Origin of the sequence: Bacillus haikouensis, from assembly GCF_013179555.1 — a bacterium.
Taxonomy (GTDB): Bacteria; Bacillota; Bacilli; order Bacillales; family Bacillaceae_B; genus Rossellomorea; species Rossellomorea haikouensis_A.
Map to the genome: position 1 here is coordinate 1 of NZ_JABMCR010000015.1, position 23689 is coordinate 23689.

24 protein-coding genes are annotated in these 23689 nt (G+C 43.2%); 4 read left to right on the top strand and 20 right to left on the bottom strand.

Features of this window, described 5'->3' with window-relative positions; genetic code table 11:
* Positions 1-231: 231 nt before the first annotated feature.
* Genes HP456_RS02920 through HP456_RS02930 form a run of 3 tightly spaced genes read right to left on the bottom strand, consistent with a single transcriptional unit; the run spans position 232 to position 1852 of the window.
* Positions 232-786: a histidine phosphatase family protein gene (locus HP456_RS02920; RefSeq protein ID WP_172248528.1), complete on the bottom strand. Its 555-nt coding sequence runs from the start codon at positions 784-786 to the stop codon at positions 232-234.
* Between the two features lie 17 nt (positions 787-803).
* Positions 804-1292 carry a tetratricopeptide repeat protein gene (locus HP456_RS02925; RefSeq protein ID WP_172248529.1) on the bottom strand — a complete coding sequence of 163 codons (489 nt, stop codon included), beginning with the start codon at positions 1290-1292 and terminating at the stop codon, positions 804-806.
* 2 nt (positions 1293-1294) lie between these two features.
* Positions 1295-1852, bottom strand: coding sequence for a GNAT family N-acetyltransferase (locus HP456_RS02930; protein ID WP_216663152.1), 558 nt, complete (start codon positions 1850-1852; stop codon positions 1295-1297).
* A gap of 294 nt (positions 1853-2146) precedes the next feature.
* Between HP456_RS02930 and HP456_RS02935 the strand changes: the two genes are divergently transcribed.
* The 3 genes from HP456_RS02935 (at position 2147) to HP456_RS02945 (ending at position 4290) form a co-directional block, all read left to right on the top strand.
* The gene (locus HP456_RS02935) at positions 2147-3097 is read left to right on the top strand and encodes an L-lactate dehydrogenase (RefSeq protein ID WP_172248531.1); all 951 of its coding nucleotides are present in this window, start codon (positions 2147-2149) and stop codon (positions 3095-3097) included.
* 86 nt (positions 3098-3183) lie between these two features.
* On the top strand, positions 3184-3618 hold the full coding sequence (locus tag HP456_RS02940) for a transporter (RefSeq protein WP_172248532.1): 435 nt from the start codon (positions 3184-3186) through the stop codon (positions 3616-3618).
* Between the two features lie 3 nt (positions 3619-3621).
* Positions 3622-4290 carry an SIMPL domain-containing protein gene (locus HP456_RS02945; protein ID WP_172248533.1) on the top strand — a complete coding sequence of 223 codons (669 nt, stop codon included), beginning with the start codon at positions 3622-3624 and terminating at the stop codon, positions 4288-4290.
* Positions 4291-4342: 52 nt separating this feature from the next.
* Here HP456_RS02945 and proC read toward each other — a convergent pair whose 3' ends face one another.
* From proC to queG, 11 genes are all read right to left on the bottom strand, one after another.
* Positions 4343-5149, bottom strand: coding sequence for a pyrroline-5-carboxylate reductase (proC, locus tag HP456_RS02950; protein ID WP_172248534.1), 807 nt, complete (start codon positions 5147-5149; stop codon positions 4343-4345).
* A 96-nt stretch (positions 5150-5245) separates the two neighbouring features.
* Entirely contained in the window at positions 5246-6268 is a 1023-nt protein-coding gene (locus HP456_RS02955; protein WP_172248535.1) for a phosphotransferase enzyme family protein, read from the bottom strand.
* 120 nt (positions 6269-6388) lie between these two features.
* The gene (locus HP456_RS02960; RefSeq protein ID WP_172248536.1) at positions 6389-6880 is read right to left on the bottom strand and encodes an STAS domain-containing protein; all 492 of its coding nucleotides are present in this window, start codon (positions 6878-6880) and stop codon (positions 6389-6391) included.
* A gap of 140 nt (positions 6881-7020) precedes the next feature.
* Positions 7021-8190 carry a sporulation protein YhbH gene (gene yhbH, locus HP456_RS02965; RefSeq protein ID WP_172248537.1) on the bottom strand — a complete coding sequence of 390 codons (1170 nt, stop codon included), beginning with the start codon at positions 8188-8190 and terminating at the stop codon, positions 7021-7023.
* Between the two features lie 458 nt (positions 8191-8648).
* Positions 8649-8819: a hypothetical protein gene (locus HP456_RS02970; protein ID WP_172248538.1), complete on the bottom strand. Its 171-nt coding sequence runs from the start codon at positions 8817-8819 to the stop codon at positions 8649-8651.
* A gap of 90 nt (positions 8820-8909) precedes the next feature.
* Positions 8910-9104, bottom strand: a complete 195-nt coding sequence (locus tag HP456_RS02975) for a hypothetical protein (RefSeq protein WP_172248539.1) — start codon at positions 9102-9104, stop codon at positions 8910-8912.
* 101 nt (positions 9105-9205) lie between these two features.
* Positions 9206-11101, bottom strand: a complete 1896-nt coding sequence (locus tag HP456_RS02980; protein WP_172248540.1) for an ATP-dependent protease PrkA — start codon at positions 11099-11101, stop codon at positions 9206-9208.
* Between the two features lie 662 nt (positions 11102-11763).
* Complete coding sequence (nfsA, locus tag HP456_RS02985) at positions 11764-12513, bottom strand: oxygen-insensitive NADPH nitroreductase (RefSeq protein ID WP_172248541.1); 750 nt, start codon at positions 12511-12513, stop codon at positions 11764-11766.
* 89 nt (positions 12514-12602) lie between these two features.
* Entirely contained in the window at positions 12603-13091 is a 489-nt protein-coding gene (gene trmL, locus HP456_RS02990) for a tRNA (uridine(34)/cytosine(34)/5-carboxymethylaminomethyluridine(34)-2'-O)-methyltransferase TrmL (RefSeq protein ID WP_172248542.1), read from the bottom strand.
* A gap of 64 nt (positions 13092-13155) precedes the next feature.
* Positions 13156-14031 carry an amidase domain-containing protein gene (locus HP456_RS02995; RefSeq protein WP_172248543.1) on the bottom strand — a complete coding sequence of 292 codons (876 nt, stop codon included), beginning with the start codon at positions 14029-14031 and terminating at the stop codon, positions 13156-13158.
* Positions 14032-14111: 80 nt separating this feature from the next.
* Positions 14112-15254 (bottom strand): tRNA epoxyqueuosine(34) reductase QueG, encoded by a 1143-nt coding sequence (queG, locus tag HP456_RS03000; protein ID WP_172248544.1) that lies wholly within the window; start codon positions 15252-15254, stop codon positions 14112-14114.
* A 109-nt stretch (positions 15255-15363) separates the two neighbouring features.
* Between queG and HP456_RS03005 the strand changes: the two genes are divergently transcribed.
* Complete coding sequence (locus HP456_RS03005; RefSeq protein ID WP_172248545.1) at positions 15364-16035, top strand: B3/B4 domain-containing protein; 672 nt, start codon at positions 15364-15366, stop codon at positions 16033-16035.
* A gap of 261 nt (positions 16036-16296) precedes the next feature.
* On the opposite strand, the gene HP456_RS03010 is transcribed toward HP456_RS03005, so the two are convergent.
* The 6 genes from HP456_RS03010 to HP456_RS03035 are packed head-to-tail and all read right to left on the bottom strand — an operon-like array spanning position 16297 to position 23484.
* A complete protein-coding gene (locus HP456_RS03010; protein ID WP_172248546.1) occupies positions 16297-17265 on the bottom strand; it encodes a sugar phosphate isomerase/epimerase family protein in 969 nt (322 codons plus the stop codon).
* 13 nt (positions 17266-17278) lie between these two features.
* Positions 17279-18319, bottom strand: coding sequence for a Gfo/Idh/MocA family protein (locus tag HP456_RS03015; RefSeq protein WP_172248547.1), 1041 nt, complete (start codon positions 18317-18319; stop codon positions 17279-17281).
* A 16-nt stretch (positions 18320-18335) separates the two neighbouring features.
* The gene (locus HP456_RS03020; protein ID WP_172248548.1) at positions 18336-19361 is read right to left on the bottom strand and encodes a Gfo/Idh/MocA family protein; all 1026 of its coding nucleotides are present in this window, start codon (positions 19359-19361) and stop codon (positions 18336-18338) included.
* Entirely contained in the window at positions 19358-20101 is a 744-nt protein-coding gene (locus HP456_RS03025) for a ThuA domain-containing protein (RefSeq protein WP_172248549.1), read from the bottom strand. Before HP456_RS03025 ends, HP456_RS03020 begins: the two co-directional genes overlap by 4 nt.
* Positions 20102-20114: 13 nt before the next feature.
* Positions 20115-21692: a response regulator transcription factor gene (locus HP456_RS03030; RefSeq protein ID WP_172248550.1), complete on the bottom strand. Its 1578-nt coding sequence runs from the start codon at positions 21690-21692 to the stop codon at positions 20115-20117.
* On the bottom strand, positions 21673-23484 hold the full coding sequence (locus HP456_RS03035; RefSeq protein ID WP_172248551.1) for a sensor histidine kinase: 1812 nt from the start codon (positions 23482-23484) through the stop codon (positions 21673-21675). Before HP456_RS03035 ends, HP456_RS03030 begins: the two co-directional genes overlap by 20 nt.
* Between the last annotated feature and the right edge of the window lie 205 nt (positions 23485-23689).

Below are 23689 nucleotides of genomic sequence, written 5' to 3' on the forward strand. Positions count from 1 at the left end.
TTTTTGCGGTATTGTTCTTTTATCAGCTGGCATTTCTGCCACATTAAGAAAATCATCAGCTCCCTGCTCAGCTCCTCCCGTATCTAAACATCTCGAGGTGCCAGACGCTGTAACCGGACAAATACTCAAGGTTAAAATTATTCTCTTTTATCTATTAAAGAAATCGCCAGGTAAGTTCCTGGCGATTTTCTTAATATGCTGGCATATTCGAGGTGACAACTTTCAAAGCCGTCACCCCCAAACTCTCTCCACATCCACCAGTACTTTTCCTTCGAAGGTCATTTTATAGATATCAGGCATTTCAAGATGCTTCCAGAATTTCAAATTATATCGTTCTTCAAAATGATTCATGATGAGCACCATGATGTTTCCATGCGTACCGATCACAATATTTTTGCCCTTATACTTCTCTAAGATATTAAGGAAGCACTGGACTCCCCTTTTCTGAGCCTGGTGGTTGGATTCACCTCCCGTAAAAGAAAAATGGGGTTCCCCCCACACTTTCCTGATTGCTTGAGGAAAGTCATCGACAGGTTCCACAGAAAGCATTCTTTCCTTCATATTTTCATAAATATCAATATCCAGATTATGTATAGACGCTATCCCTTCTACAGTTTCGATTGCCCGTTTATAGGGGCTTGAGCATACAACGTCAATATTCTTATCTTTCAATTTAGCTGTCACTCTCCCGGCATCCCTTGCTCCTTCTGCCGAGAGAGGCCTCTTCAATTCCTCCTGAGTATAAACAGAGTGGGCATGCCTCACGAAATAAATACATGTTTTCATCGTTTCTTCTCCTCTTTCTACTGATCCCATGTGATATCCAGTTGTTTTGCATAAAATAATATAGCTTTTTGATAGGATTGTATTGTTTCATCTTCTGAGGTTTGAGCGAGGAGAGTAAGAAGAATCTCCATTGCTTCATTATGCTCGTCTAGATTATATAAAGTCATGCTGTAAAAGATGCTTAGCGCCTTGTTCCCCGGGAATTTTTTCATTCCTTCTTTTAATACATGTTTGGCTCTTTCATATTCTCCCAATGTTCGATAAGTACTTCCAAGCCCCACATAAGCACCTTGAAGATCAGATTCATTTAATCCCAATTGTATTGCCTTTTGGTAATATAGGACGGCTTCCCGTTCCTTACCCATCGCATCGTGCCCCCATGCACATTGATAATACAGAATTCCGGCAGTAGGTTTGTCTTCTATCAATTTTTGAAAATAGTGAATCGATGCCTGGTAATCCCCTATTTCCCTCAACTTTATGCCTTCCATGATTCTATCGTTCATCGTCATGTCCCCCTCTGATCCTTTGCAGGAAAATATTCGACGAGCCAGGCGTCATGTGCGACTCCCTCATGCAGTTCATTTTTAGGGAGAATTTTAATTTTTTTATAGCCGCTTTTTTCATAGCACCTTATTGCTCTTTCATTCCAAACCATGGGATCCATGACAAGGCGGTCTGCTCCCAATGTGCCTACCAAATATTTCTTCAATGCACTGATCAGTATGGTGCCGACGCCGCGGTTCCAGTAGTCCGTTTCTCCGATAAACTGATCGGTTCCATAAATCACTTCTTTGGATTGACGGTACCCGTATTTGTCCCGTTCTTCTTCATCGATCGGATAATATTGGACGAATCCGATCTCTTTCCCTTTAAATTTGAAAATGCATCGGACTGCTTCATCGCTTTGACGGAAAAATTCTTCTTCAACTTTTTTAGTTGTAAATGGGCAGTCCCTCCCTTCATAATATTGAAGCACCACAGGATCAGACAGCCATTTTGCCAGTATGTACTTGTCTTCTTCTTTAAGCGGACGAATCACTATATCATCGTATCTGATTTCCAACACTCACACTCCTAACCTTCTATATTAATTCACTGCGGTCTGTCAGAATTCCTCCCACTCTTTAGTCAAATGAAGGACTGACTTTTGGCACTGAGGGAAAAGGTTTATTATAGTGAAATGGATAATGCTGATTATGTGAAAATGAATCGGCATTTAAGTGTTTGGGTATTCTCTTTGTGACTAAGAGTAGAATTAATTAGGATTTCATGTTAATCTAAGTTTGTGAATTATTTCACAATATATATTAAGCCAAGATAATTGAAAACTTCTATAAAGTTAGGTGTGTGATGAAAAATGACAATCAGATGCACAAATAAAATCGCGCTGATCGGTACTGGATTTGTCGGCTCAAGCTATGCTTTTGCGCTGCTGAATCAAGGTATCGCCAATGAGCTTGTACTAATCGATATGAATAAAGAAAAAGCAGACGGAGATGCCCGCGACCTTAATCACGGAATGGCGTTTGCTTCTCCAATGAAGATCCATGCAGGAGACTACAATGATTGCGGAGATGCAGACATTGTTGTGATTACTGCAGGAGCAAACCAAAAGCCCGGTGAAACCCGGCTTGATTTAGCAGGGAAAAACATTAAAATTTTCAAAGGCATCGTCGATCAAGTGATGGCCAGCGGATTTGAGGGGATCTTCCTTGTTGCAACTAACCCTGTGGACATATTGACATATGCAACATGGAAATTTTCTGGATTACCAAAAGAAAGAGTCATTGGTTCAGGAACTATTCTCGATACAGCCAGACTGCGTTATTTGGCAGGAGAATATTTCGACATAGATACCCGTAATATTCATGCCTATATCATAGGCGAACATGGTGATACCGAATTTCCAGTATGGAGTCATACAACAATCGGTGCGAGTCATATTAGTGAATTGATTGCTATGGATAAGGAAGACGTCCAAAAAGACCTGAATGATATCTTTGTCAATGTAAGGGATGCCGCTTATCAAATCATTGAGCGAAAAGGCGCCACCTATTATGGAATTGCAATGGGTCTTGCACGAATAACAAAGGCTATTTTAAATGATGAAAACAGTATCTTGACAGTTTCTGCCTTACTTGAATGCGAATATGATCAAAAGGATGTCTATATCGGTGTTCCGGCTATCATCAACCGTGAAGGAATTCGCAGTGTTGTGGAACTGTCGTTAAATGAACAGGAGAAAAGCCGATTCAACCAATCAGTACAAAGGTTAAAAAGTGTGATGGAAAAGGCGTTCGCTGAATAAATGGAGTAGATTGTACACTATGTACACGCACGCCCATGCAGCCTCCTCATAAACTATTGAGAATTCGTTTATGAGGAGGTTTTTCTATGTACGACGATAGACAGTTATTCCCAGGTTTCCCAGGTGGCGGCGGATCTGGATCAGGTGGCGGCGGATTTCCAGGATTCCCCGGTTTTCCTGGTGGAGGTCCGGGTGGCGGATTCCCTGGAGGAGGTCCGCCTAGTTCACCTCCGCCTGGAGGACAGCAAGGAGGCGGTAATCAGCCTCCGTCAGGACCACCGCCGAATTTCACGCCGCAAATGACCACAATGCAGGGCGGACCCAGCGTTCTCGCTGTTGACCCCGGTGCGATTCGCCGCTGCTTATTCCGTTACACCTACATTTGGCTGCGAAGAGATTCCTTTTGGTTCTTTCCCATCTTTATAGGTCGCCGCTCAATTGCCGGCTGGAGATGGATCGGCTGGAGATGGGTTTACTTCGGCATCGATCTCGATAATATTCAATCCTTCACTTGTGTGTAGTCGATGAACATGTACTCTTATCCTTCTTATTATCGTACAACACCCGAAGAGAGAACAGGTTCGATCAAAGTGGCGGGTGAACATACGATGTATGTCGACCCCGACAAGGCGATCGTTTCACTGGGGGTCGTTACAAAAGATAAAAACCTTGAAACTGCACAGGATCAAAACAGGAAGAGTTCCAATCAAGTCGTCCGATCACTCGAAGAGAATGATATCCCCAAAAAGGATATTCAAACTTCCACCTATCAAATTTTCCCACAGTATAATTTTGAAGATGGGAAGCAGATTTTTACAGGTTATGAAGTAAGACATGTTTTTCGGGTTACGGTGAATGATATTGAAAGATTGGGAGCTATCATAGACGATGCGGTCCAAAGCGGTGCAAACCGGGTGGAAAACATCCAATTTGTTCATTCCAAGCCAGAAAAGTCCTATCAACTTGCCCTTGCAGCGGCTTATCGGAAGGCATATGAAAAAGCCCTCACTTTATCCAAACAGGCAGGGTTAAATTTAAATCCATATCCAAATTCCATTACAGAACATTCAGGGACAGATGTCATCCCCTTAGCGGGAAGTCCCTTCGTCAAAGCAGCAGAAGAGAGCACAAGCTTGCAGCCGGGACAAATCGGCATAACCGCTTCCTTAACAGCAGAGTTCCGGACATACTAAACCGAAGGCCCGATCCTGTCAGAAATATAGCCGCCAGGGTCGGGCCTTAAATTTATTCACCTAATGATATTGACTTCTCACCACATGCTTCCATTGCCTGCAGAATAGCTCCCTTGAATCCATTTTTCTCAAGGGCAGCGACTGCTTGGATGGTGGCTCCGCCCGGGGAACAGACAGCATCCTTCAGTTCTCCCGGGTGCTTTCCAGTTTCGAGCACCATTTTTGCGGCACCCAGGACAGCTTGGGAAGCCAATTGATACGCCTGGCTTCTAGGTACACCCTGGAGGACCGCTCCGTCTGCGAGAGCCTCTATGAACATGAATACATAGGCCGGGGAAGAACCGCTTACTGCAGGAATCGCATCCATTACGTTTTCATCCACCCGCTCTGCTTTTCCGAAACTCGTTAATATGCCGGAAACCTCTGTCAATTCCTCATCCGTCAATTGTTGATTCTCACAATACGCCGTCATTCCTTCTCCCACCAATGAAGGGGTATTCGGCATCGTACGGACGACTTTCAACCTTCTTTCGAACTGGGATTCGATCCACTGCATCGTGATCCCGGCAGCAATCGTCACGACAATCGCACCTTCTTTTACGGCATCCTTTACTTCTGAAATGACTTCTTTATATTGATCCGGTTTAACGGAAAGGAACAGGATATCTGAGAATCCTGCGACAGCCAGGTTATCTTCTGTACATGTCACCTTGAATTGTTCTGCCACTTTTCTTTTCGTCGTTTCTGATTTTGCACTGGTCATGATTGCATCTCCATCCACAATACCTGAATCCAGTATTCCGCCTAAGATCGCCTGTGCCATATTTCCACATCCGATAAATCCAATCGTTCTCGTCATGTCCTTCACCTCTATCTTTGACTATCACCTTAGAATCATAACAAACTTTCCTCTCTCCCGTGAATAAATGTGGATATGGCTGCTTCCTCCATAACCTTATTCCCCGGCTTTTGCTTTTTGTAATATCTTCTTGTAATCAAGTCTTACCAGCGGTTCATCGTTGAGAAGTCTGTCTTTAATACCGGTAAGAATAGATTCTTCGACTTCTGATAAATTATCCATGTCCCATTTCTTGTGGAATACGGTATACAAGGTGAGATCCCTCAATAATAAAAATGAGGGCATCTGCTCAATCCATTCTTCTTCGATTGTATACTCTTCAAGGTACCCTTGCAGAAAAGCAGTTAAAAAGGTTTCTCCAAATTCAGATCTGACCTCCACTTTCTCCTTTCTGAACTTCCACCAGACAGAATAATAGACAGGGATGGCAATGTCACTTAAAAAGAAAAATTGCATGCTGTCATCAAAATCAAACACATGTAGATCACCATCTTGGTAAAAAAAGTTTCCCGGGTGGATATCAGAGTGGATGGTTCCGAAATTATCGGGAGTTTCTTTGAAATTTTGAATTTCTTTCATGTTGCGCTCTGCTTTTTCAATGATATAAGTATCATCAGCAGGAAGATATTTTCGATAGTTCATGACATCATCTTCATCCCAGCGATCCCGCACATATTCCCCTGCTTCATAGTCCTTTGTGAACAGATGCATTCTCCCGGTAATCTTTCCCCATTTCCGAAACAGGTCATCATCGAAGAGCTCATCGTTAATGCCGACAGGCTTGCCCGGTGCTTTATCAAATAAACATACATAAAAATAATTGTCCCCAACATTCAATACTTCAACCAATTCACCTTCGGCCGATTGATTAACAAGCGGCACATTGACTCCCTTGTCATGCAGATAATTCATCCACCGCAGCTCAGCTTCAACGTCTTTTCCTGATCGGTGGGAGCTATGTGTCAATCTTAAGATATACGGCATCTCACCCTTATACACTTCATATACATAGTTTTCAAAATCACCAAGCTTCTTCGCATGCGATGCGTCACAGCCGTATCTATTGGCTGCTTCCTCGAGAAGTTCCTTACTAAACAGCTCTTCTATCCAATGTTCCATATACATTCTCCTCATCTGGCAGCTTTCACCTTACTATATATACGACTTTTCTTTATTGGATTCCTTTTAGATTTGTTCTGTTTTGCCGCATAAAAAAACAGCCTCCCGAGGGCTGTTCTGTTATTCTTTGATAGTTTGAAACTTCATTCCTCTTTGATTCATTAAATATTGAAGAGCAGTTTTAAAAGTCAGGAAGCTTTTAACTCCCAGTATCTCCCTTACACCAAAATTCACGATGACCTGGGTAAGAGAAGGAGTGAATCCGACAAAAATAACCTCTATTCCCATCAATGAAATGGCTTTTGCCAAATTATCAACATACGTGCCAAACACGTTCATCTCACAGATTTCCTTTTCTGAGATTGCTGAGAAGTCTATGATGATTGTATTGATATCTTCTTCATAAGTTACATTTAAAATTTTGGTGATAATCATTTCGAAACGCTCCGGTGAAAGGCGTCCGGTAATCGGTACGAGTATGGTTTCAGGTACGATGGACGGGATGATGGGTGCCGAGATATCTCTGATTAATTCTTCAGACTCCTCAAGTTGTTTCTTTAGTTGGGTAATTTCCTTTTTCAGTTCCTGGATTTCCGTTAGTTCGTTTGTCATTCTAAACCTCACCGTATAAATTATTTGAAAGAATGTTTAATCCTATTTTAGCACCAACTCTCCATGTAAGAATACTATTTTTCAAGTAATGGCACATTCCCGGATAGATAGTAAAAGCCAGCCTCATCGGCTGGCTTTTATCAGGCATATGCTTTTTCTTCTTCTTTCTTGAAGAAACTTCTCATGGCATGGAATACATCGGCTTTTTGTTTGAGGATATAATAACGGAAGTCTTCATTCTTGATGTTTTTATAAGCGGACATGAGGGTTGAGTGACGGTTATACTGGTTTACTTCACCGTATCCGAACATGCTTGATACCTTCATTAATTCTTCAACAAGCTTGACGCACCTCACATTATCTGATGTTAAGTTGTCGCCATCCGAGAAATGGAACGGGTATATATTGTATCGTGCAGGATTATATTTTTCATCGATAAGTTCCAAAGCTTTACGATATGCAGATGAACATATCGTTCCTCCGCTTTCCCCTTTTGAGAAGAAATGTTCTTCTGAAACTACTTTCGCTTCAGTATGGTGCGCAATGAATTCTATTTCTACCGTCTCATATTTCGTTCTCAAGAACCTCGACATCCAGAAAAAGAAGCTTCTTGCCATATATTTTTCCCATACACCCATACTGCCGCTCGTATCCATCATCGCTAGTACGACGGCTTTAGATTCAGGCTTCAACACTTCATTCCAGGTCCTGAACTTCAAATCTTCAGTAATGATCGGATGAAAGCTTGGTGCGCCTTTCATCGCATTCCTCTTAAATGCAGTCATCATCGTCTTCTTTTTATCTATATTTCCCATAAGCCCAGTTTTTCGGATATCGTTGAATTCAATGTGTTCAACGGTTTGGACATCCTGTTCTTTTTTCTTGAGGTTCGGAAGCTCCAATTGACTAAATAATGCCTCTTCAATTTCCATGAGAGACACTTCTGCTTCATAATAATCTTCGCCTGCTTTATCTCCTGCGCCCTGGCCTTTTCCGGGTCCCTTCTGCTGCTGTGAGCCATCTCTTGCGATTACATCCCCAACCTGACTGTCGCCGTCTCCCTGACCCGCATGCTTATTTTTATCATAGTTATAACGGATTTTATATTCATCTAATGATCGAATCGGAATTTTGACGACATCACGGCCTTTGGACATAATGATATTTTCTTCAGTGATCAAGTCAGGTAAATTGTTTCTTATTGCATCCTGTACTTTCTCTTGATGTCTTTGTTGATCATCGTGACCTTTGCGGTGGAGGGCCCAATCTTCCTTGGAAATGACAAACTGATGATTATCCATTTGACTCAATAAATTCCCCTCCTTAAAGATTTTTTCACACTTTTCCATTACGCTGCATACACTATGTTGACTGCCAAATCTACTGCCTATTTCCCCCTTAAAGGAATGAATCGGGGATTACTCTATCCTATGCAGAAGTATCGATTAATTTACAAATTATTTCGACAATTAATCAATCTTTTTAGTTTTGGACGAGCCTATTTTTCTCTTGTGTGAATACTTATGATTGAGATTCAAAATTATGCGTTGATGTGGAAAGGTTTCTCCATTCTATTGAGTACTTATTTACGAATCAATAAGTTCGGAAGCGGTTTTCAAATCGTTTATGGTTTGATCTTTTCACTGCGGGCATTTGTATTTTCGGAAGAGTCTATACCTCCGCTTTCTCCCTCCAATATGGTAAATGTATCACTATGCCCCCTAACAAAAAGAACAAAAAAAATAACCAGGTGCTTTCACCTGATTACCTACTCTTCTTCGTACTGAGCCGGATCTTGTATTCGGTTATGAATCTTTAATTCCCCGCTGGACCGCAATTTTTCCATTTGCTTGCCCAGCCTGATTATTTCTTCCATATTTGAGGCCATGCTTCCGTTAAAAGGTTCTGCTTCTTCTCGTGGTTGAGGTTTAGAAGACATCCCCTTCACCCGCTTCCATCATGAGATTATGGGTCCCGGCTCTCTCTGTCTCAAGAGTATTATATTCTGATTTTTCTGTCAGTATTTCAACTATTTATCTTTTTCTTTATATTGAACGGGGTCCGGCTGCTTCTCATCCTTTTTCAATTCCTCGTTTGTCCGGAGCCTGTCCATCTGTTTTCCGAGCAGTTCCATCTCTTCCAAGTCGTGTGCCATGGAACCATTATCGGGTTCATACTTTTTATCCAGCTCAAACTTCTTATCGACTTCTAGTTTCTTTTTCATTCGGTCATCACCTCTTTTTTATTACATTTCCCCCCTCTTTCTTTTATAAACAATAAAAAGAACGGGATGAGCATATGCATCCCGTTCTTAATCTTGACTTGTTATCGATTCAGCAGACTTCCTACATAGCGAAGCAGTTCGTTCGCCGAAGTGGAGTTATATCCATGTTCATCAATGAGGCGGGCGACAACTTCGTTAACTTTCTTAAGCTGCTGTTCATCCGGTGTTTTTGAGGAGGTCGTGATCTTTACGACATCCTTCAGGTCGGCAAACAACTTCTTCTGGATCGCTTCCCGCAGGCGGTCATGAGAGTTATAATCGAATCTTCTCCCTTTACGTGCATAGGCTGAGATCCGGATCAGGATTTCTTCACGGAAAGCTTTTTTCGCATTTTCAGAAATGCCGATTTGTTCTTCAATCGACCGCATCAGTTTCTCATCAGGGTTGATTTCTTCCCCTGTCAGAGGGTCATGCAGTTTGGCCTTATTGCAATATGCCTCTACATTATCAAGGTAGTTATCCATAAGTGTTTTAGCTGACTCTTCGTATGAATAGACGAATGCTTTCTGCACTTCCTTTTTCGCGATATCGTCATACTCTTTACGTGCCAATGAAATGAAATTGAGATATCTTTCGCGCAGCTCATTCGTGATGGACGGATGCTGATTCAACCCTTCCTTCAGTGCGCGCAGTACATCAAGCGCGTTAATGGTCGGTATCTCTTTACGGATGATCGTAGATGAAATCCGATTGATCACATAACGCGGATCGATGCCGCTCATTCCTTCGTCCTGGTATTCCTTCTTCATTTCATCCACATCTGCAGAGTTAAAGCCTTCTACATTTTCACCGTCATACAGACGCATCTTCTTAATAAGATCGATATCACCGCGTTTCGGTTCTTTCATGCGTGTCAGGATTGTAAACATGGCGGCTACACGTAAAGTATGTGGAGCCACATGAACATCCGAAACGTCACTTTCCCCGATCATTTTTTCGTAAATCTTTTCTTCCTGTGTCACTTTCAGATTATATGGAACCGGCATCACGATGATACGCGAGTGCAATGCCTCGTTTTTCTTATTGGAAATAAAAGAACGATATTCTGTTTCATTTGTGTGTGCGACAACCAGTTCATCGGCTGAAATCAGGGCAAAACGGCCCGCTTTGAAATTCCCTTCCTGAGTAAGGGATAATAAATGCCATAAGAATTTCTCATCACATTTCAACATTTCCTGGAATTCCATTAAACCGCGGTTCGCTTTATTCAACTCGCCGTCAAACCTGTAAGCTCGCGGATCGGATTCCGACCCATATTCGGCAATCGTCGAGAAGTCAATGCTTCCCGTCAAGTCAGCAATATCCTGTGACTTCGGATCCGATGGGCTGAATGTCCCGATTCCCACACGTTTATCTTCAGAGAAGAAGACTCTTTCCACCTGGACATCCTCTATTCTGCCATGATACTCTTTTTCCAGCCGCATCGTATTTAAAGGTGATAGGTTCCCTTCAATCCGGGTACCGTATTCCTGGTGAAAATCCCCACGCAAGTGCTGTGGAATTAAATGAAGCGGATCTTCATGCATCGGGCAGCCCTTTATGGCAAAAATGGCTCCCCTGTCAGTGCGTGAATATTGTTCCAGACCGCGTTTCAACATGGAAACCAGCGTCGATTTCCCTCCACTCACCGGTCCCATCAGAAGCAGAATTCTCTTTCTCACGTCTAATCGTTTAGCAGCAGGATGAAAATACTCTTCCACAAGTCTTTCTAGCGCCTCTTCTAAGCCGAATAATTGATTGCTGAAGAATTTATATCGTCGTTTCCCATTTACTTCTTCGACTCCAGCATCCTTGATCATATTATAGACTCTAGAGTGAGCTGATTGACCAATCCAAGGCTTTTCCTTCAACAACTCCAGATACTGAGCAAACGTCCCTTCCCATTTCAGTTTTACTTCTTCTTCGCGGTGATGTTCAACTTTTTTTAAAATATCCATAAGGACCTCCCCCTGTCGCTTAATGAGAGACGATTAATATACTGTATGCGCTTGTTCACTCTAACATGTTAAGAAGATGTATTTCGTTCCTTTTACTTTTATCAGCTTGAATTGTTCTCACATTCACATTGATCATCTTGGACAGGCAATAATCCATCGGACAGTATACGCCTGTATTCCTTTTCAAAGAATTTATGAATTTGTCACAAAAATATTCCTCATTTATTCACAACTTTTTAAAAATAGGCTATACTAAAGACAGACTGTGGAATATGAAACTGGAGGTTACCGATTATGGGTACAATCATTATTTTAGGTGTGACTGCGACGTTTTTAACAGCAATCTTCACTGCTGGTTATAACGACAAGCCGGGTTCTAACTAAATAGCTGCTAAAAAATAGGAATCGCCTTGGCCAGGACCGGCCAGTGAAGTCGCTCTTTGACTTCATTGTGGGGACCGTAACGTATCATGGGGCTGGACAAAAAACCCGGAAGAGCATATGCTTTTCCGGGTTTTTTTAATCAAGAATGGTTTTACAGCCCATCCTATAACTTATAAAGGATAGATTAGGATAAAAGTGCTGCTTACTTTTACTTTCATACATTTGTTAACTTTTTATCCAAAATCTCAAGTGCCATACATGACTGCAAGAAGGCCAAGTCACCTTTTATCATACCCTCGCTTCTCAACAAATTCCTTCATATACATCCTCTTCTTGCCCGACAGCATTTTCGCCATCTGTTCTGTCCAGCGGTCAGTGCGTTTTCCTCCCGTACGTTCATGGTAATAAGAAGAAATCGTTTCATCATAATGTTCCAGCTCGGCCTTCATTGCTGCTTTATCAGCCATGTATGCATCTTCATGATAGACCGCATTAAAGGGAAGACGGGGTTTCACGCTGGATTCATGGTCTGGGTATCCTACTGCCAGTCCAAATAACGGAACCACACGGCGGGGCAGTTCGAGCACTTCACATACCGCCTCCAGGTCGTTACGGATTCCTCCTATGTAGCAGATTCCCATCTCCATGGATTCAGCTGCAATCGCAGCATTCTGTGCAGCCAAAGAGGCATCGATCAGAGCGACCATGAATTTCTCCGTGCTTTCCAAGGACGGAATCACGTCGGCATCCTCCCATTTACCTATGTTCTCATGACGAAATAAATCGGCACAAAAGACGAAAAAATGGCCATTTTCTTCTACATAACTCTGATTACCGGCGAGCTCGGCAAGCTTTTTCTTTTTTACGGGATCCTTCACCCCAATAATGGTATATGCCTGAACATAACTAGATGTACTGGCTGCCTGTGCACTTTTGACAATTGTACGTATTTCCTCATCGGTCAACGGTATTTTTTTAAAATGGCGGATCGAACGATGATTCAGAATAGTTTCAATGGTTTGATTCATTTATGTACTGCTCCTTTCGATTCCTTTTCTATAGTATAAGCCAAATAAAAAAAGGAATGAAAATCTTATGATTCCCATTCCTTCATCAATTACTCTTCCAGCTCCCTTAGGAGACCGGGATAATTGCGTTGTCTTAACGCTTCATAAATTAATATTGCTGCTGTATTGGACAGATTCAATGAACGGACATTTTCATTCATCGGGATCCGCAATGCACGGTCAAGGTTATTCTGGATCACATCATCCGGCAATCCTGAAGTTTCACGTCCGAAAATGAAATAGTAGTCCTTCTCCTCGACGCTGTAATCAAAATCCGTGTGCGGCGTTTTACCGTATTTTGTTAAATAAAAGAATTCGCCGCCTTCATTTTTCTCGAAAAATTCATGTAGTGAATCGTAATAGACAATATTTACAAACTGCCAGTAATCAAGTCCTGCCCTGCGCAGCATTTTATCATCCGTGGAAAAACCCAGTGGACGGATCAAATGCAGCGTGGTATCCGTCGCCGCACATGTTCTTGCAATGTTTCCTGTGTTTGCTGGAATTTCTGGTTGATATAAAACAACATGTACTCCCATGTATGTCACCTCATTCATAAAACTCTAAGTGACATTATACCATTTATCCTCAGGAGGACAATACTTAGCGGTCGTCGACGATTGTAAGGAATTTATATTTAATATTCGGGGTATAAGCCGTTGAGTCCTCATATCTCCAATATCTCATCCGGCTATTGAAGGTGTGGGCATTCACAAGCGGCATGGCATCCGCATCTCTGCCTGTAACGATCGTCGTGTGATCAAAACGTCCGTCACCTTCGAAATCATAGCAGATTACATCCCCAAGCTTCAGTTTATGAGGACCTTCCACCTCCCTGGCACGCAGACCGATCGTCGAAGATGGCAGATGGATCCTCATGGAATTCGCTACCGTCCAGCTGTAGCTCCAGCTGTTACTTCTCATCCACCATCCTTTTCCCTTTGAAGGATATCCCCTCATCGGAGCATTTCCTGCATGCAGACATTGTGAAATGTAGTTTGTACAGTCATTTTCAAACTTCCGGTACGCGGGGTTATAAGTATTCCACCATTTCTCTGCATACTGAACAGCTTTTAATCGTTCATAATGATACGTGATCCGTTCACCATTTTCCTCATCAAGTGTTTCTTCCTTTCTTTTCACCCCCTCGAAGACGGCAGGGATTTCACCGTCATTATATATCTGCCCGCCGTAATAAACCGCTCTCCGATTCTCCACCTCTTCCTCCATATATATATACGAACCTTGTTTCACCAAGTATTTATAATGAACATCATAGAGGACCGCTTGGGTCTCATCCGGCTGCATTGATACCTCATTCACTTTGCCCGTCGCTTCAACCTTAACGATTTCTGCATGCCGCTTCTCACAGGATTCTATTTTTCTTTTTACTTTTTCACTTTGATAGTCTGTCTGTCCCCGGGTGGTATACTCACTGATCTCATGATTGATCTTTTCGATTAGAAGCTTTCTGATCATCGTCCTTCCCCCCTCTTTAATTTGTATGAGGGCGGCCCTTAGTTCACAACAAAAAAAGGATAAATCCATTGGATTCATCCTTATACACCGTCCGCTTCAAGAAGTCCGAGACCTTTCTCGATTTCATTCAGCACTTCTTCATTTACTTCAATTGATTTCTGTTTCAGTAATGCTTTCTCAGCTTCTGGTCCGCCGATTTTTCCTAACGCCCATGCTGAAGTTCCACGGATCACGGGACGAACATCATTTGACATGACCCTAATCAGATCTTCCACAGCGGTTTCGTCCTTATAATGAGCGAGCGCAATGATCGCATTTCGCTGAATCGGCTTCTTGCCTCTCCATGATCCCGATACATGCCCAAAATGATCTTTAAATTCACGGTTGCTGATCGTTAAGAGCGGCTTTAACAACGGCTTTGCAATTTCGGGGTCCGGCTCCATTTCTTCATGAAGGTGAAAGTCCATGCCTTTATTTTCCGGACAGACAGTCTGACATGTATCACAGCCGTATAACCGATTGCCAAGCTTCCCCCGATACTCATCGGCAAGGAATCCTTTCGTCTGAGTTAAAAAGGCGATGCATTTCTGTGCATCAAGCTGTCCGCCTTCGACAAGAGCACCTGTCGGACAGACATCCACACATTTATTGCATGTCCCGCACCGATCTTCCATCGGGTCATCGGGTGCGAAAGGTAAATTGGTGACGGTTTCGCCCAAATACACATAGGATCCAAATTCCGGGGTGATGATGGAACAGTTTTTTCCACTCCAGCCGATGCCGGCACGCTCCGCCACTGCCCGGTCGACAAGCTCACCTGTATCCACCATTGATCTAAAACGCGCCTGTGGGAAGCGTGATGCAATATACTCTTCTAATTTAGCAAGGCGGTCTCTCAGCACATGATGGTAATCAGTGCCCCAAGACGCTCTGCAGAATATCCCCCGCCTTTCCCCCCGTCTGCTTTGGGGTGCATTCTTCATCCTGGAAGGGTAAGCGAGGGCAATGGCGATGATCGATTTAGGTCCATCGAATATGAGTGACGGATCCACCCGCTTCTCTATGTCCTTTTCTTCAAATCCTGATTGGTAACCGAGCATTTCCTGCCTCAGCAGCCTGTTCTTCATTTCAGAGAACGTGCCTGCAGTGGTGAATCCGATCTTATCGATTCCGATTTCTTTACTGTAGTCGATAATATCCTGCTTTAATTGATCAAAATCCATGACACCCGCCTCCTTTCCATTTTTATATATGCATAACGTCCATTCGTTTCAAATGATTACAGCCGTGTATTATGATAAACTATTTTAAACGAAATGTGGAGGAAAAATAATGGAAATGAAAATCGATACTACAATCTCTTCAACCATTCCGGATTTTAAGATAGGCATCATTCACTACCATGATATCGAAGTCGGGGATTCGCCTCAAATGCTGAAGGGCAGGCTGCAGTTATTTCAGGAATCCATCTTCTTTGATCTTCAGGACAAGAATATCACAGATATTGCCGGAGTGTCCGAGTGGCGGGATGTATTCAAAAGAACCGGTAAAGACCCCAACCGCTACCGCAACTCTGCAGAAGCCCTTTTCCGCCGTGTAAAAAAACAGAATTACCTTTCCACGATCAATTCGGCAATCGACTTGAATAACTTTTTTTCATTGCAATATGAAGTACCGATCGGGATCTATGATCTAGACCAGTTAAAGGGAAATACCATCGAACTGCGGGTGGGGCAAGCCGGGGAAGCCTATACGGGACTTAACGGCAGGGAAAATTCAATGGAAAACTTGATCGTTGCTGCTGATGAGGGCGGCCCTTTCGGCAGTCCTTTCGTCGATTCCAACCGTGCTCCCGTAGGAAATCGAACGACGAATGCGGTTCAAATCATATTCTTAAAGCCTTCCATTCCGGTCGAAGAATGCGAAAAACTGACGAAGTCACTGATGGATATGTTTATAAGCATCCACGGTGGAGATGGATCATTCAGAGTGGTAAACGCATGATTTTCCAGACGATAACCCGGGTCCCTGTAGAAAACAGTGAGCCGGGTTTATTTTTCGATTTGAAAGTGATTCGCTGATGGGGTGAAAATCCATTATTCAATGAGAAACGATAATCATTCTATGAGTATTTAGAAATAATCTATGAGAAACTGACATTATTCTATGAGAAAACGCCATTAATCTCTTTATTTAACAAAAATTGTAATTTATTAAGCGTGTTTCACACAAAAAAAGAGAACCCATATCAGGTTCTCTACCTACTTACACCCACCACATCTCCGAGGGCTGCTCCTCAATCAAAATCGATTTCAGATTCTTCACTGCACGCCCTAAGCCTTCCTCAATCGACATGATCGGATCTTCATGTTCGATGCTTACTACATAATCATATCCGAATGTACGCAGCGCACTCATCATATCGGACCATTCCTGTAGACTGTGCCCGCAGCCTACAGACCTGAACGACCATGCACGCGTCTGTATGTTTCCATAAGGCTGCATGTCAGTCAGACCGTACATGTTTACGTTATCCTGATCGATATATGTATCTTTTGCATGGAAGTGATGAATTGCATTTTCTTTCCCAAGGATTTTAATCGCCGCTACCGGATCGATCCCCTGCCACCACAGGTGACTTGGATCCAGGTTGGCACCGATTGCGTCACATGTTTCCTCTCGCAGCTTCAAGAGCGTGTACGGCGTATGAACAAGGAATCCGCCATGCAGCTCGAGGCCGATTTTCACACCATGTTCCTCTGCAAGCCGGCCAATACTCTTCCAATATGGAATCAGTTTCTCTTCCCATTGCCAGTTCAGAATATCACCGTATTCATTGGGCCATGGGGATACCGGCCAATTCGGATGTTTTGCACCCTCATGATCGCCTGCAGTTCCAGAGAAACAATTGACGACAGGGACCTTCATTTTTCCCGCAAGTTCAATCGTTTTTTTCAACGCCTCATGCGATTCTGCCGCGAACGCCGAATCAGGTGAGATCGGGTTGCCATGACAGCTGAATGCACTTATTTCAAGGCCGCGCGATGTGACTTTTTGCAAGTACTCATTACGTTTTGATTCACTCTCCAACAGGGTATCCAGTTCGCAATGAGCATTTCCCGGATAACCGCCCGTTCCGATTTCGACGGCATCCAAGCCTGCCGCTTTCACATAATCAAGCATTTCATCAAGATTCTTCTGAGAAAATAATACCGTGAATACACCTAATTTCATCTATGTTTCCTCCCTAATTCAATGTGATGCTCCGACGTGTTTCACTGCTTTTATAAATGGCATCGACGATCTGCGATACAGCCATTGCTTCCCTCGGCTTCACAATCAGCTCTTCATTGCCGAGACAGCTGTTGATGAAATTCTCTGCCTGTGGAAGACCTGGATCGTCTTCACCTGGAATCCAGTCTGCCTCACTGTTCATAAGCATACCGTGCTTCATTTGATTGATCTGCAGCGGAAACAGATCAACACCGCCCGTTTCACCGGATATGCTTAAGGTTTCTTCATCGCTCTTCACATTGGCGGACCATGATGTCTCAAAGAGCATCGAGGCACCATTGTCAAATTTAATGTAAGCCGTTACATGATCATCGACTTCGAAGTGCTCCCGGTCAAATTCCCCCCACATGTTAACTTCTCCAGGCATCCTGCTAAGCTTGTTATAGGCAGTCCCTGTCACCTCGACAGGCTTCGGATTCCCGAGCAGCCAGAGCGACAGGTCCAGGAAGTGGCATCCGTAATCGATGAGACTCCCCCCGCCCTGAAGCTCCTTATTCGTGAAGACGCCCCAGCCTGGCACCTTGCGCCTGCGAATCGCTCTTGCCCGTGCAACGATCGGCTCACCGATTTCATTGGCCGTGATTATCCGTTTTGCAGCCCTGGAATCTTTCATGAATCGATAGTGATAAGCAATCGCCAGTACTTTTCCCGATTCATCTGCTGCATCAATCATCGACTGACATTCCTCTGGTGTCATCGCCATCGGTTTTTCACAGAACACATGGAGACCGGCTTGCAGAGCTGCAATCGAAATTTCAGCGTGAAATTTATTCGGGGTACAGATCGTGACGGCATCGACATGTTCGAACATGTCGCGATAATCACTATATACGTTTGGAATATCGAACTTCCCTGCTGCGGTTCGGGCAGTCAACGTATTAATATCACTGATCGCTTCAATCGTGACCGTTTCGGACAGCTTTTTATACGCAGGGATATGGCGATTTTGCGCGATCCCGCCAACCCCGATGATTCCCATTCGAAGCTTTGCCATGCTGTATCACCTCAGCTTAAAGTTTTACGATTGTTTTCGTTTCATTTGATTCAAGAGCCGATAATACGACTTGCAGGGACTTCATTCCTTCATTTCCACTGACTGGCGGATCAGTGTCCCCCAGTACAGACTGGACAAATAGATCGATTACACATGAATTCGTCTGACCGCCGTCCTCATTCGTCTGGATGCCGCCAAGCTCATATCTTACCACTTCACCTGCGGCGTACTGTACTACAAGTGAATGAACCGGATCATCCTCTAAGCGGAGAATCGCTTTTTCTCCATAGATAATCGTCGAATTGTCCTCTTTTGATACATATGACCAGCTGGCAGCGAGGGTCCCGATCGTCCCGCTTTCTGTCTTCAGTACACAGACAGCTGTATCATCCACATCGGCATTTTCCTTCGCACTCGTTTCCACAAATGCTCCCACTTCTACGAATTCCTCACCAAGTACGTATCGAAGCAAGTCGGTCTTATGTACTCCGAGATCTCCCATCGCACCGATAAATGCTTCATCTTTCTTAAAGAACCAGCTTTCTTTACCGTCAACACTCCAGCCTTCAGGACCTCCGTGACCAAATGCTGAACGGAAACTGTATATCTTTCCTGCTTCACCTTTTTCAATCAGTTCCTTTGCTTTCTGATGAGAAGGAACAAAGCGCTGATTATGAGCAATCATCAACTTCCTGCTGTTTTTTTCAGCTGCTGCAATCATATTCTCTGCTTCTTCAGTGGATGTCGCCATCGGCTTTTCACATAGTACATGTTTGCCTGCATTCAGTGCTGCAATCGAGATCGGTGCATGCAAATAATTAGGTGTACACACGCTTACCGCTTCAACCTCATGGTTTGAAAGCAGCTCCTTATAATTTGTATAAGCTTCAGCCCCATATATATCGGCTGTCTTTTTAACCCGTTCTTCCACAATGTCACACACTGCTATGATCTCAACTTCTTTATTGCTTGCATATTCAGTCAGATGACGATGCTGTGCGATACTTCCACAACCGATTACACCAATCTTTAATTTACTCATTTTACTTCCTCCCTTTCGTTCAATCCTTTGATTTCTTCCAACTGCTCCGCATTTCCATAAACGGGTCTGCTGCGGTTTACCGGCTTTGCCCATTCCACTGCATTGATGATTACTTTTTGGACTTCACGGTTGTAATATGTCGGGTAAGTTTCATGCCCGGGACGGAAGTAGAAGATTTTCCCGTTCCCCCGCTGATAAGTACAGCCGCTCCTGAATACTTCGCCTCCTTCAAACCAGCTCACCATCACCAGTTGGTCGGGTGACGGGATGTCAAAATGCTCGCCGTACATTTCTTCCTTATCAAGTTCGATGTATTCCCCAAGCCCCGCAGTGATCGGGTGACTCGGATCCACAATCCAGATGCGTTCTTTTTCATCCGCTTCTCTCCATTTCAAGTCACAGGACGTTCCCATCAGCTCTTTGAAAATTTTTGAGAAATGACCGGAATGCAGGACAATCAACCCCATCCCGTCAAGGACACGCTGCTTCACTTTTTCCACTACTTCATCTGAAACCTCTTCATGGGCGATATGCCCCCACCAAAGGAGAACATCCGTTGATTTCAGGACATCATCTGTCAATCCATGTTGTTCTTCATCCAGGGTCGCGGTCCTCACATTAAATGATTCTTCCCCCAGGAATGATGCAATCGTTCCATGGATTCCGTCCGGATATACCTCGCGCACCTTTTCACTTTTCTGTTCATGACGATTTTCATTCCATACTGTAATGTTTACCATGATTGAACCTCCATCAGTTATGTTTTAGAAGGGACTGCCTGAATTCATTGGGCGTACTCCCTACTTGCTTCTTGAACACTTTGCTGAAATACTTCTCATTTCCGTACCCTACGCCATAGGCGACCTCATATATTTTCAGATATGGATTTTCTAATAGCTTCATCGCTTTCTCCATCCGGATATTCGTTAAATAATCCGTAATCGTCAGCTTGTATTCCTGTTTGAACTTTCTTGAAATGTATTCCCTGCTCAAGAAAAATGTATCAGCAATTTCCTGCAGATTCACTTCGTCCTGATAATGCTGCTGAAGGTATTCCTCGATTCTCTGCATATTGTTCTTCTCAGTCTGATATTTCTTGCTTGTCAATGTCTGTATCAACTCTTTGAATTGCTTCATCTTTTCGTCTTTGAAACTCCCGATTGAGAAAGAGCCGTCTCTTCTCCAATAATCACTCCCCTTGTTTAATATTGACTGGCTTTCAATCTCGTATTCTTTTAACCAATTATTTCTCAGTAAATCAAACTGACTTTCCCAGACCTGAATTTGCTCGCGGGATAGCGTATGCTTATGTTCAATAGAACCAAAAATCTTTTGAAGGGACTCCTCCACGCCGGATGAACTTCCGGTGCGGATCATCCATTTCAACTCATTTGAATAGTCCAGCAAGTGAAGAATCGGTCTAGAACTTACATCATGGGACGTGATGATTTTCCCGGTCTTCCTTAAGTCATGTTTCATGTACACTTCCCATGCAGATGTATATGCCTCCTGGATATTCATCGACTTTTCCCCTAAAGAAATCGTCAAGCAAATTTTGTTGAATTGATAGATGGATGCATAGAATTCATTCAGTAGGAATTTAATGTTCTTATCATTCCAAAAGAGTATGACAAGCTCCTCTTCTTTGTTTATATTCCTGAAACAGACACCGTCATTATTTTTCCTAAGGAGTTCGTTGCATATATTCGCCAACGTAAAGGATGCCAGATCCCTGTCTCCGCGAAAACATTTCATAACAGACGGTTTGATGGGTATGAGTCCAATTGTCTTCTGTCTTTTCCCAATCCCCACACCGAATTCATAAAGGATTTTTTCTTCTGCTGCAGTTGACAATTCTTCTGTGTTGCACAAATTTGAAAACAGGCGGTCCCAATACAGCGGTTTCACCTCATTCACGACCCGGCTTTCTTCCACATGGGTTTTTCTCGACCTCGCCTGTTCATTCCATTCATTGACTGCTTTCTCAAGTGTTTCATTCAATATTTCGGGTTCAATCGGTTTCAGGATATAATCAAAGCTTTTATAATAGATTGCATTTCTCATATACTCAAAGTCATCATAGCCGCTAATCACGATCGTCTTGCTTTTGATTCCGGAAGAATTTAACCACTTTAAGAGGTTGATCCCGTCAAGCTTCGGCATTCTCATATCGGTGAAAATGATTTCAGGCCGGTGCTTGTTGATCAGCTCCTTCGCCTGCTCGCCATTCTCTGCCTCCAGTATGGTTCGAATCCCGAATTTATCCCAATCCGCTAATAAAAGTAATCCCTCACGCACATGTTTTTCGTCGTCAATGATGATTGCTTTCATCCGAATCACCTTCCATCTTCATTGGCAGCTTCATGGTGACCATAAAGCCTCCTCCGTCTGGGTTTTCAAGAAGCAGGATTGCTTGATCATCGTAATAAAGCTTCAGCCTTACATACACGTTCTTCAATCCGATATTAGTGGCTTCACCAATCTTGTTTAAGACTGACGCTTTGAAATGTTCATAGACTTCTTCAAGACGTTCATCTGTCACACCGATGCCATTGTCGCGAACGGTGATGACGAGCTCTTCATCTTCCCTCCTGCAAACCAGTTCGATTCTGCCGATCCCATCCCTGATATCAAACCCGTGCTTAAAATAGTTTTCAATGATCGGCTGGAGAATCATCTTAGGCACCGCTGCATCCTTGATCGAATCATCCACTTCAACAGAGTAATCAAGGTTCTTGCCGAACCGTTCTTTTTGAAGAAGCAGAAACGCTTTAGTATAACTGATTTCCTTCTTAAGCGGTACCATATCTTCTTCCATATTCATCCCATACCTCATGATTTTAGAGAGATACGTAATAAGCGTGTAGACCTGCGGCACTTTATTCTTTAATGCGACCGTTCCGATGGACTGTAGTGCATTGTACAAAAAGTGGGGATTGATTTGTGACTGCAGCACCTTTAATTGATTGTTTTTATTCTCTAGCTCGAGCTTATATTCTCGGTTGATCAAGGTATTGATCCGTTCGATCATCTGCTGGAATCGGAAACCAAGCAAACCGATCTCATCCGTCCCGAACGACGGGAACTGAACATTCATATTTCCTTTCTCTACCTGCTGTATATTACGGAGCAGGACACGGATCGGCGATGTAATCTTGAATGATACGAAAAGTGTTGCCAGAACGACAAGTGTCAGACCAAGAATACCAAACAATATATTAATCTTCGCCACACTGAATGCGCTTTCGTAAAGATTTGCATAACTGACCCGCTTTGCGAGTATCCATCCGCCTGCTGATAGTGGAAGCTGGTCATACATGATTACACCATTGAAGGCGTCTTCCTTCCACTCAAGCGTACCTTCTCCTTCTTTCTCTTCCACAATCTGTTTAATCCATTGCTGGTTGTTCTTATCGTCTGTCACATCAAGATCTGAACCGTAAATCATTTCTCCCTGGGGGGTTAACAGATAAAATTCCTCTTTCCCGCCTATATAGAGATTCCGGCTCAAATCAATGATCTTCTCTGGTGAAATATCCAGGGATATATAAGCAAGCACTTCATCATCAGGGATATTCCTGAACGCTCTGTGAACCGTGATGATGTTTCTTGAACGCTTGATTTCATTTTCCTGCTGTGGAAACTCCGGTTCAATATACATATTATAAGGACTGCGTTCCGCCCTTAAAAATGCTTCTTCATTTGTATTCTTCCCAGCACTTGAAAACACAACGGTAGAACGCTTTGTAGCAGATATGACCCTGTCGTCTTCAGTAAACGAGATCCGTACCCCATTGATGGTGTCTCCGGTGTATAATATCGTTTGCACCACATTCTTCACAATCCCGATCGATAAGTAATCATTCCCCTGATCCGGATTTCTCATGTAGTTGATGAAATCCGGATTATTATAGAGAGACAGAGTCAAGTCATTTAACTCATTGATATAACTCTCTAAATTTATTTTCCCCTGATACAGCAAATTCCTGCTCTCTGCAACCACCTGTTCTTCAATCGAATTCTTTGTGTACAAATATGTAATAACAATAGAGCTCCCAAAAGGTACTATGGTCGTGATCAAAAGGAGCACAATTAATTTGTTTCGAATACTGGTCTTTAACATGAGGGACGGTCCTCCACATTTTGCTTATACCTAGTATAATACCTACTTGTACATACATGAAGAGTTTTTTCAAAATAATGAAATTTCTTTATAAAGGAGCATCTGTTAAACAACGCTGTTAATTTCCATGAATGATTTCGCTTTCCGCGTGTAGTCCTTGGTCCTCCCCCGGCCGTACCTGTGGGATCTCACATTTGGCCGTGCC

Coding starts and splice junctions, on each gene's coding strand:
- HP456_RS02920 (WP_172248528.1), bottom strand. CDS start 786: ATGAAAACATGTATTTATTTCGTGAGGCATGCCCACTCTGTTTATACT.
- HP456_RS02925 (WP_172248529.1), bottom strand. CDS start 1,292: ATGAACGATAGAATCATGGAAGGCATAAAGTTGAGGGAAATAGGGGAT.
- HP456_RS02935 (WP_172248531.1), top strand. CDS start 2,147: ATGACAATCAGATGCACAAATAAAATCGCGCTGATCGGTACTGGATTT.
- HP456_RS02940 (WP_172248532.1), top strand. CDS start 3,184: ATGTACGACGATAGACAGTTATTCCCAGGTTTCCCAGGTGGCGGCGGA.
- HP456_RS02945 (WP_172248533.1), top strand. CDS start 3,622: ATGAACATGTACTCTTATCCTTCTTATTATCGTACAACACCCGAAGAG.
- proC (WP_172248534.1), bottom strand. CDS start 5,149: ATGACGAGAACGATTGGATTTATCGGATGTGGAAATATGGCACAGGCG.
- HP456_RS02955 (WP_172248535.1), bottom strand. CDS start 6,268: ATGGAACATTGGATAGAAGAGCTGTTTAGTAAGGAACTTCTCGAGGAA.
- HP456_RS02960 (WP_172248536.1), bottom strand. CDS start 6,880: ATGACAAACGAACTAACGGAAATCCAGGAACTGAAAAAGGAAATTACC.
- HP456_RS02970 (WP_172248538.1), bottom strand. CDS start 8,819: ATGTCTTCTAAACCTCAACCACGAGAAGAAGCAGAACCTTTTAACGGA.
- HP456_RS02975 (WP_172248539.1), bottom strand. CDS start 9,104: ATGAAAAAGAAACTAGAAGTCGATAAGAAGTTTGAGCTGGATAAAAAG.
- HP456_RS02980 (WP_172248540.1), bottom strand. CDS start 11,101: ATGGATATTTTAAAAAAAGTTGAACATCACCGCGAAGAAGAAGTAAAA.
- nfsA (WP_172248541.1), bottom strand. CDS start 12,513: ATGAATCAAACCATTGAAACTATTCTGAATCATCGTTCGATCCGCCAT.
- trmL (WP_172248542.1), bottom strand. CDS start 13,091: ATGGGAGTACATGTTGTTTTATATCAACCAGAAATTCCAGCAAACACA.
- HP456_RS02995 (WP_172248543.1), bottom strand. CDS start 14,031: ATGATCAGAAAGCTTCTAATCGAAAAGATCAATCATGAGATCAGTGAG.
- queG (WP_172248544.1), bottom strand. CDS start 15,254: ATGGATTTTGATCAATTAAAGCAGGATATTATCGACTACAGTAAAGAA.
- HP456_RS03005 (WP_172248545.1), top strand. CDS start 15,364: ATGGAAATGAAAATCGATACTACAATCTCTTCAACCATTCCGGATTTT.
- HP456_RS03010 (WP_172248546.1), bottom strand. CDS start 17,265: ATGAAATTAGGTGTATTCACGGTATTATTTTCTCAGAAGAATCTTGAT.
- HP456_RS03015 (WP_172248547.1), bottom strand. CDS start 18,319: ATGGCAAAGCTTCGAATGGGAATCATCGGGGTTGGCGGGATCGCGCAA.
- HP456_RS03020 (WP_172248548.1), bottom strand. CDS start 19,361: ATGAGTAAATTAAAGATTGGTGTAATCGGTTGTGGAAGTATCGCACAG.
- HP456_RS03025 (WP_172248549.1), bottom strand. CDS start 20,101: ATGGTAAACATTACAGTATGGAATGAAAATCGTCATGAACAGAAAAGT.
- HP456_RS03030 (WP_172248550.1), bottom strand. CDS start 21,692: ATGAAAGCAATCATCATTGACGACGAAAAACATGTGCGTGAGGGATTA.
- HP456_RS03035 (WP_172248551.1), bottom strand. CDS start 23,484: ATGTTAAAGACCAGTATTCGAAACAAATTAATTGTGCTCCTTTTGATC.